This window comes from Litoreibacter janthinus, assembly GCF_900111945.1.
Lineage (GTDB): Bacteria > Pseudomonadota > Alphaproteobacteria > Rhodobacterales > Rhodobacteraceae > Litoreibacter > Litoreibacter janthinus.
In genome coordinates this window covers 258,314-272,066 of the sequence record NZ_FOYO01000001.1, presented here as the reverse complement: position 1 = coordinate 272,066, position 13,753 = coordinate 258,314, and the positions used below count along the sequence as shown (strand labels likewise).

17 protein-coding genes are annotated in these 13,753 nt (G+C 57.8%); 11 read left to right on the top strand and 6 right to left on the bottom strand.

Going from position 1 to position 13,753, the window contains the following annotated elements:
- Positions 1–8 precede the first annotated feature (8 nt).
- Complete coding sequence (locus BM352_RS01405; protein WP_245780884.1) at positions 9–746, bottom strand: N-formylglutamate amidohydrolase; 738 nt, start codon at positions 744–746, stop codon at positions 9–11.
- Between the two features lie 121 nt (positions 747–867).
- Here BM352_RS01405 and pyk point away from each other — a divergent pair, with 121 nt between their 5' ends.
- The 5 genes from pyk (at position 868) to BM352_RS01380 (ending at position 3,914) form a co-directional block, all read left to right on the top strand.
- On the top strand, positions 868–2,319 hold the full coding sequence (gene pyk, locus BM352_RS01400) for a pyruvate kinase (protein WP_090211540.1): 1,452 nt from the start codon (positions 868–870) through the stop codon (positions 2,317–2,319).
- Between the two features lie 42 nt (positions 2,320–2,361).
- Complete coding sequence (locus BM352_RS01395) at positions 2,362–2,586, top strand: hypothetical protein (RefSeq protein ID WP_090211537.1); 225 nt, start codon at positions 2,362–2,364, stop codon at positions 2,584–2,586.
- 131 nt (positions 2,587–2,717) lie between these two features.
- Positions 2,718–2,918 (top strand): 50S ribosomal protein L35, encoded by a 201-nt coding sequence (gene rpmI / locus BM352_RS01390; RefSeq protein WP_073144367.1) that lies wholly within the window; start codon positions 2,718–2,720, stop codon positions 2,916–2,918.
- A gap of 12 nt (positions 2,919–2,930) precedes the next feature.
- Entirely contained in the window at positions 2,931–3,293 is a 363-nt protein-coding gene (rplT, locus tag BM352_RS01385; RefSeq protein ID WP_090211534.1) for a 50S ribosomal protein L20, read from the top strand.
- A 186-nt stretch (positions 3,294–3,479) separates the two neighbouring features.
- On the top strand, positions 3,480–3,914 hold the full coding sequence (locus BM352_RS01380; RefSeq protein WP_090211531.1) for a BLUF domain-containing protein: 435 nt from the start codon (positions 3,480–3,482) through the stop codon (positions 3,912–3,914).
- A 68-nt stretch (positions 3,915–3,982) separates the two neighbouring features.
- Here the strand turns inward: BM352_RS01380 and BM352_RS01375 are convergent, their stop codons facing one another.
- Genes BM352_RS01375 through BM352_RS01365 form a run of 3 tightly spaced genes read right to left on the bottom strand, consistent with a single transcriptional unit; the run spans position 3,983 to position 5,261 of the window.
- The gene (locus BM352_RS01375) at positions 3,983–4,201 is read right to left on the bottom strand and encodes a hypothetical protein (protein ID WP_090211530.1); all 219 of its coding nucleotides are present in this window, start codon (positions 4,199–4,201) and stop codon (positions 3,983–3,985) included.
- A 16-nt stretch (positions 4,202–4,217) separates the two neighbouring features.
- A complete protein-coding gene (locus BM352_RS01370; protein WP_090211528.1) occupies positions 4,218–5,030 on the bottom strand; it encodes an OmpA family protein in 813 nt (270 codons plus the stop codon).
- Between the two features lie 21 nt (positions 5,031–5,051).
- Entirely contained in the window at positions 5,052–5,261 is a 210-nt protein-coding gene (locus tag BM352_RS01365; RefSeq protein ID WP_090211525.1) for a hypothetical protein, read from the bottom strand.
- A gap of 219 nt (positions 5,262–5,480) precedes the next feature.
- Between BM352_RS01365 and pheS the strand changes: the two genes are divergently transcribed.
- Positions 5,481–6,554, top strand: coding sequence for a phenylalanine--tRNA ligase subunit alpha (gene pheS / locus BM352_RS01360; protein ID WP_090211522.1), 1,074 nt, complete (start codon positions 5,481–5,483; stop codon positions 6,552–6,554).
- On the opposite strand, the gene BM352_RS01355 is transcribed toward pheS, so the two are convergent.
- Together BM352_RS01355 and BM352_RS01350 are read right to left on the bottom strand one after the other, a co-directional pair.
- Positions 6,544–7,236: a hypothetical protein gene (locus BM352_RS01355; protein ID WP_090211519.1), complete on the bottom strand. Its 693-nt coding sequence runs from the start codon at positions 7,234–7,236 to the stop codon at positions 6,544–6,546. The two genes, pheS and BM352_RS01355, sit on opposite strands and share 11 nt — an antisense overlap.
- A 60-nt stretch (positions 7,237–7,296) precedes the next feature.
- Positions 7,297–7,491 carry a hypothetical protein gene (locus BM352_RS01350; protein ID WP_090211517.1) on the bottom strand — a complete coding sequence of 65 codons (195 nt, stop codon included), beginning with the start codon at positions 7,489–7,491 and terminating at the stop codon, positions 7,297–7,299.
- Positions 7,492–7,711: 220 nt separating this feature from the next.
- Here BM352_RS01350 and pheT point away from each other — a divergent pair, with 220 nt between their 5' ends.
- The 5 genes from pheT (at position 7,712) to mscL (ending at position 13,744) form a co-directional block, all read left to right on the top strand.
- The gene (pheT, locus tag BM352_RS01345) at positions 7,712–10,102 is read left to right on the top strand and encodes a phenylalanine--tRNA ligase subunit beta (RefSeq protein WP_090211514.1); all 2,391 of its coding nucleotides are present in this window, start codon (positions 7,712–7,714) and stop codon (positions 10,100–10,102) included.
- A 158-nt stretch (positions 10,103–10,260) separates the two neighbouring features.
- Positions 10,261–11,019 carry a calcium-binding protein gene (locus tag BM352_RS01340; protein WP_090211511.1) on the top strand — a complete coding sequence of 253 codons (759 nt, stop codon included), beginning with the start codon at positions 10,261–10,263 and terminating at the stop codon, positions 11,017–11,019.
- A gap of 186 nt (positions 11,020–11,205) precedes the next feature.
- Positions 11,206–12,129 carry a calcium-binding protein gene (locus tag BM352_RS01335; protein ID WP_090211509.1) on the top strand — a complete coding sequence of 308 codons (924 nt, stop codon included), beginning with the start codon at positions 11,206–11,208 and terminating at the stop codon, positions 12,127–12,129.
- Between the two features lie 63 nt (positions 12,130–12,192).
- Positions 12,193–12,642: a YtoQ family protein gene (locus BM352_RS01330; protein WP_090211507.1), complete on the top strand. Its 450-nt coding sequence runs from the start codon at positions 12,193–12,195 to the stop codon at positions 12,640–12,642.
- Between the two features lie 670 nt (positions 12,643–13,312).
- Positions 13,313–13,744: a large conductance mechanosensitive channel protein MscL gene (mscL, locus tag BM352_RS01325; protein WP_090211505.1), complete on the top strand. Its 432-nt coding sequence runs from the start codon at positions 13,313–13,315 to the stop codon at positions 13,742–13,744.
- The last annotated feature ends 9 nt before the right edge of the window (positions 13,745–13,753 follow it).

Below are 13,753 nucleotides of genomic sequence, written 5' to 3'. Positions count from 1 at the left end.
AAATTCCTTCAGGTTTCGGCATCCGCGACGGCGGCGGTGATGATCGGCGCAAGCCGCGCCGCCCATACCAGTTGTTGGTCTTCAGTAAAGATGAGGTCGTTGCGCAGTTCAATCAAGACATGCAGGTGGCCATGCGTAAGCGCATGCCGTTCCATCGTGTCGCCGGGCAGGTGACCGGAATAGGGTTCATTGTCACCGACACACAGATCATCTTCGGCGTTCAGTCGCGACAAAAGCGGCAGGGCGAGCCGTGCGTCTTGCGCATAAAGCACGCCAATATGCCAAGGGCGCGGCGGGCGACCGTTCAGCTGCGGTGTGAAGCTGTGGATTGAGACGATCACCGGGGCGTTGCGCTGCGCGATCAGATCGGCGGCGGCGGTATGGTAGGGGCGGTGGTACGCGTTCAGCCTGCGTTCGCGTTCGACAACACAGGCAGACCGATTTGCAGGAATGATTGACCCGTCATAAAGCCGCATCAGCAATGTCGGATCGTCCTCGCCGCGATTGGGGTCGATCACCAGCCGCGAAAAACGCGACATCAGGGCAGGACCGTCAAAGGCTTCGGCCAGCGCGCGGGTTACGCCTTCCGCCCCGACATCATAGGCAATGTGTCGGGCCATATCAGCTTCTGGAAGGCCAAGGCGCGGCGGTAGGCCCGCAGGAACGGTATTTGTGGCATGGTCGCAAAGGCAAACCATGCGGGACGGGCGGCTCTTGCCCACAATTTCGAAACTTTCAGCGCTCACGGAGTTTTGCCTGTTACAATTTTGCTTAGAATAGCCTTGAATGTGACAAAGCGCCAGTTGCGGCAGGGCGCAGTATCCGTCATATGATACCGCTAACATTTCCGCCGACCGAGGGATTATTATGAAAAGAAGACTACGCAAGGTTAAGATCGTGGCCACCCTTGGGCCGGCCTCCAATGACTATGAAATGATCCGCGCGCTCTTCGAGGCCGGAGCAGATGTTTTCCGGCTGAATATGTCCCATGGCGACCACAGCGAAATCCGCGTGCGTCACCAAATCATCCGTCAGGTTGAAAAAGACTTGGGCCGACCGATTTCCATTCTGGCCGACCTTCAGGGCCCCAAGCTGCGCGTCGGCGTATTCGCCAACAGCGAAGAAGAGCTTGAGGTCGGCGCCGCCTTCCGTCTTGATCTTGATCCGGCCGAGGGTGATGTGACCCGCGTTCAGCTTCCGCACAAAGAGATTTTCGCAGCACTTGAGCCCGGCTCCAGTCTGCTCGTGAATGACGGCAAAATCCGTCTGAAGGTCAAAGACTGCGGCGCAGATTTCGCCAATTGTGAAGTAACTGTCGGCGGCACCATCTCGAACCGCAAGGGCGTGAACGTGCCTGACGTGGTGCTGCCGCTTGCAGCCCTGTCCGAGAAAGACCGCAAAGATCTGGAATTTGTATGCCAGCTTGGCGTCGACTGGCTCGCCCTGTCCTTCGTGCAACGCCCTGAGGATGTGATGGAAGCCCGCGAACTGGCCGATGGCCGCGCCGCGATCCTGTCCAAAATCGAAAAACCTGCTGCTGTGACGGCATTCGACGAAATTCTTGCAGTGTCCGACGGCATCATGGTCGCCCGTGGCGACCTTGGGGTCGAGCTTCCGGTGCAGAATGTGCCGCCGATCCAGAAGCGCCTGATCCGCCGCTGCCGCGCTGTGGCAAAACCGGTAATCGTGGCGACGCAGATGCTGGAATCGATGATCGACAGCCCAATGCCAACCCGCGCCGAAGTGTCGGACGTGGCAACGGCGATCTATGAAGGCACTGACGCGATCATGCTCTCGGCTGAATCCGCGGCAGGCAGCTTCCCTATCGAGGCCGTGACCACGATGAACAACGTGGCGATCGAAGTTGAAAACGACCCGAACTACCTAGACATCATCGCGGCGCAACGCGGCGGCAAGAAGACGACGGTTGCTGACGGTATCGTTGTGGCCGCCCGCGAAATCGCGGAGACGACGAACATCAAGGCGATCTGCTGTTTCACCCAATCCGGCACCACGGCGTTGCTGGTGTCGCGGGAACGGCCGCACGTGCCGATCATCGCACTGACCCCTCTGGTGGGCACTGCTCGCCGTTTGGCGCTGAGCTGGGGAACGCACTGCGTTGTTACGCCTGGTGCGGTCGAGCGGTTCAAGATGGCCGTCGTCAGCGCCGCACGCGCCGCACGCGAAGGTGGCTTCGCGACCGAGGAAGATCAGATCGTTGTGACTGCCGGTGTGCCGTTCAATCAGCCCGGAACAACCAACATCCTTCGCGTTGCTCCGTGCGAGGAAAGGTTGATTTTTAACTCCGACCCAGAGTAAATCGGCGTATTCCCACAAGTCATTCCTTTTGAGGAGGCGATCTTGGACTATGACCTTATTCTTGTGATTGGTATCGTCATTGGCGTGCTTACGGTTCCGGCCATTTTGTCTGCCTTTCTGGACGGAAGCGCACCACGGGTGGCGACTATCGCTGCTGTGATGTCTGGTGGGATGATTGTTTTTGCGGTCTACAGCGCCCCCGGCGGGTACAGTATTTCGGATCTGCCAGACGTCTTCACCAAAGTTGTCGCTGGATTTGTGCGCTAAACTGGCCACAAGCTGCATTCCATGGCTTGCAAAGGCGCCGCTTTGGTCCTACGAAGCGCGCTCACACCGCACGTCCGGCGCATGGCATGCCGAGTCGCGCGTTCTACCACTCGATCTTTGAGGAGATGGAAATGCCGAAGATGAAGACAAAATCAGGCGCTAAGAAGCGCTTCTCGATGACGGCCTCCGGTCGCGTCAAAGCTGGTCAAGCAGGCAAGCGCCACGGCATGATCAAGCGCTCTACCAAGTTTATCCGCACCGCCCGTGGCACCACGATCCTCTGCGCAGCAGATGAAAAGATCGTGAAAAAATACATGCCATACGCGCGCTAAGGAGAATTTGATATGTCCAGAGTTACATCCGGCGTCGTAACACACGCCCGCCACAAGAAAATCATCAAAGCCGCCAAAGGCTACCAAGGTCGCCGCAAGAACACCTTCCGCGTTGCGACGCAGGCGGTGGACAAGGCGAACCAATACGCGACCCGCGACCGTAAGAACCGCAAGCGCAACTTCCGCGCTCTGTGGATCCAGCGGATCAACGCTGGCTGCCGTGCCATCGACGAAGCGCTGACATATTCGCGCTTCATCAACGGCCTGTCCTTGGCTGGCATCGAAGTCGACCGCAAAGTGCTGGCTGACTTGGCTGTGAACGAGCCAGAGGCATTTGCCGCAGTCGTCGAAAAAGCCAAGGCCGCATTGGCTTAAGAAACACCCATCTGGATGACAGATGCGGATGCGCCGCCCTAGCTTGCTGGGGCGGCGTTTTCTGTTGCCGCTTCGGGTCGTTTATCTGTGGATAAGCCATGAAACTGGGTAGGTTTTACTTGATATTGCCTGTATCAACTCGCAACACTACTAGATGTGGATTAAAGATTACCTAGGGAGGCCAGCATGAACCTCACCCGCCTTGTGTATTATAGCCAGCGCAATCCGTCTGAAGATTTGGATATCAAAGCGCTGATCGAGACCTGCAAGCGCAACAATCCGCGACTCCACCTGACTGGGCTGCTCCACTACAATGGCGACCACTTCATTCAGGTGATCGAGGGCGGGCGTGTCGAAGTGTCGGCGCTGTATCACCGTATTTCCCGCGACCCGCGTCATTCCAACATTATTTTGCTGTCTTGCGCTGATGTGCGGGAGCGGATGTTTCCAACGTGGTCAATGGCCCTGCATCAGGGCATGGACGAGCAAACGCGGCGGGTGTTTCTGCGCTACTTCTCGACTGATGTGGTGAGCCCGGAAACGGTGAATGTCGATACGCTGCTGGATGTGCTGCAAGACCTGATGATGGAAACCCCGACCAAGCTGACCATCTCAGTTTAGCGGCAGGTGTCCCTGAAAGCGAAAAGGCCCGGCAAGATGCCGGGCCTTTCGCATTCTGATGGGGTCCCTTAACGCCGGGTACGGGCGCGGTGCATCCTGTCCCGCTCCACCTTCATGCGGGCGGTCTGCGCCTCCGCATCATGGGCGCGGCGGCGCATCCGACGAATCTCGGATCCAAGAACGTGCAGTTGACGGTCGCTTTGACCCAGATAACGCTCACGGGCCAGATAAAAGCCGATTGCACCGCTGGCGAGCATGGCGAGCAAAAGAACGGTAAAATTGAACATCGTCGGACCTCCTATTCTACAGGTTCGGATCGCGGCGCAGAACTACGAACTCTACGCGCCGGTTCACGTCTTCGTCCGACGTGCTGCCTTCGGACACCGGGCTTCGGGCGCCGAACCCTACGGGCTCGAAGTGGGACGTATCCAGGCCTTGTGCTGCAATGGCCAGCACAGTGTTGTCCGCGCGCTTCCAGCTGAGATCGAAGTTGATCATGTCGCTCCCCGTGGTGTCTGAATGTCCGGTGACCTGAATTTGAGCATCAGGGCAATCGTTTGCCGCGCGCGCGATGGTCGACAGCCGGACAAGGTCGGTGCCGCTGATTTGAGCGCTTCCTATATTGAAATAGATGGTTGAACGCTCCGCCAGCCGCGCAAGCTCGGCCACGCAAGACAGGGCTCTTGGCGCTTCCGCTACAGCGGCGACATCAGGCGTCGGTGGCTCGGGCATGACGTTGGTGAAACCAGCGACTGGCATATCGCGCTGCGGTGCAACGGCTGATGCGGGGATGAGCCGTGCCGGCTCGGGTGGTGTAACCTGCGAGGCGTCTTTTGGCACGAACGAGACTGGCTGCGGCCGCGTCACAAGCGCGGCGAGTTCTATCGGGGCAGCAGGCGCAGGTGGAGACGCAACGGCCGCCACTTCGCTTGTGCGGCTGGCGGTCTGAACCGCGATGAAGGAAACAGTTCCGACCAGCAAGAATGCCAGCCCCGCCAGTATCAGCGTTCGCTTGAAGTCGTTCTTGGCAAGGCTGCTATCGATGCGACTTGCCTGCATCAGGCTTAGCCCTTCAGCTCGATATTTCGCTGCATTACTCGCTCCAAAGAAACCCATTTAACCCACCTGTGAACTCTACTACCGATAAAATGTCACCGTCGTCGCATTAGCCGATTTCTGGAAATCGACCTTGATCCTCAAAAGCGAAGCCGCCTCCAGAATGGTGGCCTCGTGTTCGGCCAAAGACACTTTCGCAGTCTCATCGTCGATCGACAGGGTAACACCCAACTCGATTACGGTATGCTGCAGCACCGTCTTGAGACGGTGAGAATAAAGTGTGGCCTGCATTGCTTCCCCCAGCAATTGCTGTGTTTCTCAACAGCATTTACGTAAGGTCATACACACTGTATTTGGTGTTTTGAACCCCATTCGGGACTGGGTATGGTGAAAATCGAACATTATTCACACCTGAGTCCTTATGGCAACGTGCACCCGAGTCCCTGCCCTTGGCTTGCAATCGTTCCATGTGGCGGATAGCAGAGCGGTAACACCAAATCGGGGGCCGTCATGGACGATCTTAAAGCCAAATACCTAAGCCAAATTGCCGACGCCGCAGACGAAGCGACGCTTGAAGACCTGCGGGTCTCTGCGCTTGGCAAAAAGGGCGAGATCAGCTTGCGTATGCGCGAATTGGGAAAGATGACGCCGGAAGAGCGCCAAGTGGCCGGCCCCGCGTTGAATGCTTTGAAGGACGAGGTAAACTCCGCCTTGGTTGCCAAGAAGGCCGGGCTGGCGGATGCCGCCTTGGACGCCCGCTTGCGCACCGAATGGCTAGACGTAACTTTGCCGGGTCGTGGTCGCCCTGCAGGGACGATCCACCCGATTAGCCAAGTCACGGAAGAAGTCTCCGCGATCTTCGCCGATCTGGGCTTCGCTGTCGCTGAAGGGCCGCAGGTTGAGGATGACTGGCACAACTTCGACGCGCTGAACATTCCAAGCCATCACCCTGCGCGCGGCGAGATGGACACATTCTACATGCACCGCGCAGAAGGCGACAATCGCCCGCCGCATGTGCTGCGCACCCACACATCACCCGTGCAAATCCGCTCCATGCAAGCACAGGGCGCCCCGATCCGCATCATCTGCCCGGGCCGCGTGTATCGCGCCGATTATGACCAGACCCACACCCCGATGTTCCATCAGGTTGAAGGACTGGCCATCGACACGGACATCTCCATGGCGAACCTGAAATGGGTGTTGGAAGAGTTCGTGAAATCCTTCTTCGAGGTGGATGACGTTGAGTTGCGCTTCCGTGCCTCGCACTTCCCGTTCACCGAACCGTCCGCCGAAGTCGACATTCGTTGTTCTTGGGAAGGCGGTCAGTTGAAAGTGGGCGAGGGCGACGACTGGCTCGAAATCCTCGGCTCTGGCATGGTTCACCCGAAGGTGCTGGAAGCTGGCGGGATCGATCCGACCAAATATCAGGGCTTTGCGTTTGGCATGGGGATCGACCGGATCGCTATGCTGAAATACGGCATCCCCGATCTGCGCGCCTTCTTCGACAGCGATCTGCGCTGGCTGCGCCATTACGGCTTTGCCTCGCTGGACCAGCCGAATTTGGCGGGCGGTCTTAGCCGCTAAATCCCAACTTACGGGCGATGTCACAGGCGACGTCGTAAAGCTCGAACTCTTCGGCCCAATGGGTGCGAAGGGCGGCTTCTGCCTGCGCACTGAGTTTCGGCAGCGGTTCGGGGGCGGCGTGGGTATTGGGTTTGGGCGGCATTTCGAACTCTGGCAGCCCCAAACAGGCCAGAATGTCGCCCAAGTGAGCGTCCAGATCAGGAAGATCGACGCAAACTGCGATGTTGTCCCTCTCTCGCAGCAGAGACTCCACCCCGCCAAGATAATGGCGCAGGTCTGATTTGAGGTGCTGGATGGCGCCAAACGCGAAAAGTGCGGCAGAGCGTTCGCGGGCTTTTGGGGAAGCCAGCGCCAATGCAAGCTCCTCCGCCGTCTCGAACCACAGGAAGGCGGCGGCTTCCTCGGCGCTCCATTGCGATTGGTAGGTCGGGCGGCCCTGACGCTGGCGCGAGTAAAAGGCAGACGAGAAGCGAGCCAGTGGGTCACGCACAACAAATGCGAGCTTCCGGTCAGCGCCGAAACGCTTGGCCGTGCCGCCCAAAGTGGCGCCGTGCCCCAGCAGGTGAAGCGGCTGGGTCCAGCGGTTTTCGTTATGTTTCAAGACAGAACGCAAAAAGCTGCCACCGGTTTTGCCGATGTGCAGCATGCAAATTGGAGGGATGGCCGGATCAGTGGTGTTCATCGGCAACGCCCTTGGAAAACGCTACGCCGGGACAGGGGGACTGAACCAGAGGGCTGCGACTTAGTTGAGAATTCCACCAGGGCCGCAGATCACACTCAGAACGCTTGGGCAGCCAAGATCGGTTAGGTCAATCGAGTCTTTATCGACCGAGTATGGCGAGTCATTGAACGAAATGATTGCCACCCCAAACGCGATGGAGAGGGCGATCAAGGACGGTTTGAAAACCGCGGACATGACGTCGAACAAAAAGTGCATAAGCTTGCTACCTTAGAACTTTAGAATCACTGTTGTATGCCCCACTTGTGGCCAAGTTGGCCCCAAAATGTGGCGAGAATATGGCCTGTCGCCTTAATCCTCAACGCCTGCGCGTTCTGCGAACAGTGCGGCGGCACTTTCACTTGCCTTATTGATGGGGTAGCACGGGCCAACAGGGCCGTTTGGCCGTGACTTGTATATATAGACGAAGGCGCGTGGCATGAAATTCACCCTCTCTTGGCTCAAGGATCACCTCGAAACCGAGGCCAGCCTTGATGACATTCTTTACGCTTTGACCGATATTGGCCTTGAGGTTGAAGGGGTCGAAAACCCCGCCGAACGTTTGTCAGCCTTCACCATTGGCTACGTGAACTCTGCCGAGAAGCACCCCGACGCTGACAAGCTGCGGGTCTGTCAGGTCCAAACTGATGAAGGCGAAATGCAGATTATCTGTGGCGCGCCGAACGCGCGGCAGGGGATCACCGTCGTGGTCGCCAAGCCGGGCGTTTACGTGCCCGGCATCGACACCACGATTGGCGTCGGCAAAATTCGCGGCATCGAAAGCTACGGCATGATGTGTTCCGAACGGGAGATGGAGCTGTCCGAAGAGCATGACGGGATCATCGAGTTGCCTTCTGGCGAGGTTGGCCAGAAGTTCACCGACTGGCTGGCAGAACATGATCCGTCCAAGGTCGACACGGTTATCGAGATTGCGATTACACCGAACCGCCCAGATGCATTGGGTGTGCGCGGCATCGCCCGCGATTTGGCCGCCCGTGGCCTTGGCACCCTAAAGGCGCGGGACGTGGAGCCTGTGAAAGGCACCTTCGCGTGCCCGATCAATGTCAGCATCGATGACACCGACGCCTGCCCCGTTTTCTATGGCCGCGTCATCAAAGGCGTGAAGAACGGCCCGTCGCCTGCGTGGCTGCAAGATGCGCTGAAGGCGATTGGCCTGCGTCCGATCTCCACTTTGGTCGATATCACCAACTTCTTCACCTATGACCGCAACCGCCCGCTGCACGTGTTCGACGCAAACAAGGTGAAGGGCAATTTGCGGGTTCATTTGTCAGAGGGGGGCGAGACCTTCGCGGCGCTGGATGACAAGACCTACACCTTGGAAGCAGGCATGACCGTTATCTCGGATGACGCTGGTATCGAAAGCCTTGGCGGCATTATGGGCGGCTTGGACAGCAGCTGCACCGAGGAGACGACAGACGTCTTCCTTGAGGCCGCGTTTTTTGACACGATCCGTACTGCTCATACGGGCCGCAAGCTAAAGATCAACTCTGATGCGCGGTACCGGTTTGAGCGGGGCATTGACCCCGAATGGACGCCTGAAGGCATTGAGCACGCCACCCGCATGATTATCGATCTGTGCGGCGGAGAGGCGTCTGAAGTGGTAATGGCCGGTGCGATGCCCGACCATTCGCGGGCCTACAAGCTGGACACCGACCGTGTGCAGTCTTTGGTTGGCATGGAAATTCCCGCGGAAACCCAACGCGCTTCGCTGGAGGCTCTGGGCTTTGTTATGGATGGCGACATGGCGCAAGTGCCGTCTTGGCGGCCGGACGTTCTGGGCGAGGCTGATCTGGTAGAAGAGGTTGCCCGCATCGCGTCGTTGACCAAGCTGGAAGGCCGCCCGCTGCCGCGCGTGGAGTCCGGTGTGCCGAAGCCGATCCTGACGCCGATGCAAAAACGCGAACAGATCGCGCGACGCACCATCGCGGCGCTTGGGTATAATGAATGTGTCCACTATTCGTTCATCGACGCGAAATCCGCCGAGATGTTCGGTGGTGGCGAGGCGGCGACCAAGCTGGAAAACCCGATCAGCTCCGAAATGTCCCACCTTCGCCCCGCGCTTTTGCCCGGCCTCTTGCAAGCGGCGGCCCGTAATCAGGCGCGTGGCTTCAATGACATGGCGCTGTTTGAAGTCGGCTCTGCCTTCCATGGCGGAGAGCCGTCCGAGCAGCATCTTTTGGCCTCTGGCCTTCTCATCGGGCATACCGGTCCCAAGGATGTGCATGGCTCTCGCCGTGCGGTCGACGTCTATGATGTAAAGGCAGACGCCGAGGCAGCGCTATCTGCATTGGGTGCACCTGCGAAGGTCCAGATCATGCGCGGCGCGCCTGATTGGTGGCATCCGGGGCGTCACGGCAAGATCTGCCTTGGCCCGAAAAAGGTGCTGGGCATCTTCGGTGAAGTGCACCCGAAAGTGCTGGCGGCCTATGACATCAAAGGGCCTGCGATGGCATTCACCTTGTGGCCTGCCGAGATTCCGTTCCCGAAATCCAAAACTGCGACACGCGCCGCTTTGACCCTGCAGGATTTGCAGGCTGTCGAGCGCGATTTTGCCTTCGTGGTGGACGCTCAGGTAGAGGCGCTGACGTTGGTGAATGCCGCAGCAGGTGCCGATAAGGTGCTGATCGACGATGTGCGTGTGTTTGACGAATTCATCGGCGGTTCGTTGGGTGAGGGCAAGAAATCCTTGGCTATCACGGTTCGCCTGCAACCTTCGGACAAGACCCTGAAGGACGAGGATATCGAGGCGGTCAGCGCGAAGATCGTCGAGAAGGTCTCGAACGCGACTGGCGGCGTATTGCGTGGATAATGCTGGTTTCCCCACCTGATTGGGTGGGGAAATCAGGATACATCTTAAAATTGTCTTAAAATTGTTCAGATGCTGCCATGTTTTGGTGGTGTCTGTGCCGTGATCCGATGTGCCAGGGGGCCGTGCGTCGATTCTGTGAACGAAGCAAGGATTAGGTAATGGTAACGATAGTTGAAGGTACGTCTGGAAACGACGACATCAGTATTCCGCTTCTCTACCCTGAGGCAGAAGGCGGATTTGAAGTGCGGGCAGGCAAGGGCGATGACCGTGTCGTTGGCAGCGCTGAAGATGACATTCTTAATGGTGGCAAAGGCGAAGACACGCTTTTGGGCGGCTTCGGAGATGACACGATCATCGCGGGCAAGCATGACGACTTCGTCGATGGCGGCGATGGCGCGGATGATATTTCCGGCAACCTTGGCAATGACACGCTGTATGGCGGCAAGGGTGCCGATGTGATCGATGGTGGGGCGGGCGACGACTTCATCTTCGGTGTTAAGGGCAACAATACTCTGCTTGGTGGCGCTGGTCGGGACACGATCGACACCGGACTGAACGGCTCGGTCGTCGATGGCGGCTCTGGTCGGGATTACATCAAGGCAAACGCCACCAAGGGCGGCTGGCACACGCTGACAGGTGGATCGCAGGCAGACACGTTTGAATTCTACGGAATGGGCGCGAAGAAACGCTCTTTGGTCACAATCACCGATTTCGAGATCGGGCTTGATGACTTCATCATCGCGGGCCAATCGGATGAAGACTTCATGGCTGATCTCCTCGCGGGCGATGCGGCAGCGACTTTGACCCAAGACGGAACGGATCTTGTGCTACGACTGGATCAAGGCCTGACGCTGACATTCCAAGACACCGATCTGGATGAATTTACAGCGGCATACGATGACCCGCTGATCGTCTGACCCGAACTCAATAATTCGACCTATAGCGCCCGTCCCATTCTTGGGGCGGGCGTTTCTTATTTAGAAACAATATGTTGATGCGTTAGAATGTGGCCGAAATGGGGCGACCTCGTGGCATTTCCTTGTTAGCGTTTTCGCAAGACCGCCGAATCCGGCGGTGTTTGTGCGTTAACGAGGAAAAACAACATGGCCATCCAGAAAATCATCGGCTCCGAAACCGGAGACGTCTTCGACCCGGTACAATTCATCGATCTCTATCCTGCACCCGTCACCGCTTATGTGATCGAGTTGAATGGGGGAGATGACAACCTGACGGTCAGTGAGCTTATTCCAACCCAAGTCGATGCTGGCGCGGGCAATGATACAGTGACCCTGTCGGATGCCGCCGACGCCGCGTTTGGTGGCGACGGCAATGATACGATTTCGACCGGCGGCGGGGACGACTGGATCGATGGCGGCGCAGATAATGACATCATCTCCGCCGGCTTGGGAAATGATTACATCCTGGCGGGTGATGGCGATGACGTGGTGAATGCGGGCAACGGCGATGACAGTGTTTTCGGTGGGAATGGCGCTGACATCCTGAACGGCGCTGGCGGCAATGATTACATCGATGGCGGCCACGGCAACGACATCATCGACGGTGGCTCTGGCGATGACTTCATCTTCGGGCGCAAAGGCAACAATGATTTGTTCGGCGGCGCAGGCAATGACACGGTGAACACGGGTGATCACACATCTTCGGCAGACGGCGGGACCGGCGACGACTTGATTGTGGCGCGCCTCAAAAAGGGCGGTGATCACACGCTCACGGGCGGCGAAGGTGCCGACACGTTTGAGTTTGTCTACCAAACCTCCAAGAAGTCTTCGGACCTGACCATAACCGACTTCGAGTTGGGCGTAGATGACATGATCATCGGCGGCATGGCTGGGCAGGACTGGCTGAGCGCGAACCTTGCTTTCGCGGATGCCTTTGGCCTTGATATCGTAACCGAAGTGGACGGCAACGCTGTGCTTGAGATCGGGTTCAACGACTCCATCACTTTTGAAGGTGTCTCCGAGGCGGAATTCATGGCGTTCTACACCAGCGAGCCTCTGATCGTTGCCTAAAAGCACTTGCCTTCAGCGTTGATCACGTCACCTTGCAGCGAAAGCTGAAAAGGAGAACGGAACATGACGCTGAAGGTTTACCTGTCGGGCGAAATTCACACCGACTGGCGCGAGCAGATCATTGAGGGCTCCAAAGGGCTCGACGTTAGCTTTGACGCACCTGTGACAAATCACGATGCATCGGACGATTGCGGTGTGGCCATTCTGGGTGCCGAGGATCAGAAGTACTGGCACGACCACAAGGGCGCGATGGTCAATGCGATCCGGACCCGCAAAGGCATCAGTGACGCGGATGTGGTCGTGGTGCGCTTTGGCGAAAAGTACAAACAGTGGAACGCGGCATTTGACGCAGGTTTTGCTGCCGCCTTGGGCAAGTCGTTGATTGTTGTTCACGGGGCGGAGCATCAGCACCCGCTGAAAGAGGTGGACGCAGCCGCTCTTGCCGTCACCGATGACCCGGCCAAGGTCGCTGATATTCTGCGTTATGTCCTGACGGGCAAGCTGCCTGACTAACGCAAGCGCCAGCGCCGCGCGGCCCTGTTGCGGGCGGCGCGGTTGGCGGTGTCTCGGTGCTATGTGTTGCAAGGTGGCGGCGCCGCCGTTGTGGTCGCGCTGGACGGGGCTTTAATCCCGCACCTATCGGGGCTTGATGACCCCATTCACCGGTGATCAAAGGTGGCCCCCCAATTCTGCGGGGAACCCAAATGACCTATGCTGTCTAGACGCGGCAGGTTCTACGCCGCCCCGATTGAGGTTTTGCTAACGAAGCGTGCGCAGCATTAGACGCACGGCGGCGTCACAAACTCGAGCTGCACGATAGGGCGTTCCAAAAACCGATCAAGATAGGCCACCAGATTTTTATGATCTGCCCCGCTGGCAACGTGACTTTGTGCGCCACGTAAGGGATGCCAAGCTCCTCCAGCGCGACGGTCACCTTCACCCCGGCGGGATCGGAAAGGATCAGAATTGCAGCCGGTCCGGGTGTTTTGTAGGCCAGCGTCGGCTGATGGGGACGTCCTGAGGAGATGTCGTTGTGAGGAGCCGAATTCTTGTTTCCCCCTAAACCTAACAAGAACAATCATGTAAATAACCCGTGGTTTGGTGCGGAAAAATGCTATGCACCTCTACAGAAGCGCACAGAAAATGCAGGCGCTCAGAAAACGTACAAGGGACGAATGAAGCTATGCTAAACGAATTCAAAGACTTTATCGCCAAGGGCAATGTCATGGACATGGCCGTTGGTATCATCATCGGTGCGGCCTTCACCGCGATCGTAAGCTCGCTCGTAGGCGACCTGATCAACCCGATCATCGGCCTGATCATCGGCGGGATCGACTTCTCCAACATGTATTGGGTGCTGTCTGGCGATGTTCCAGAAGGCGCATCCTTGGAAGCGGCGCGCGAATCCGGTGCGGCAGTCTTCGCCATCGGATCGTTCATCATGGCGATCGTCAACTTCCTGATCATCGCTTTCGTGGTGTTCATGTTGGTGCGCTACGTCAACAAGATCAAAGCTGCTGCAGAAAAGCCGGAAGAAGTGGCACCAGAAGTAGACACCGGCCCGTCGGAGCTGGACGTATTGCTGGAAATCCGCGACAGCCTCGCCAAGAAATAGGCTTCGCCA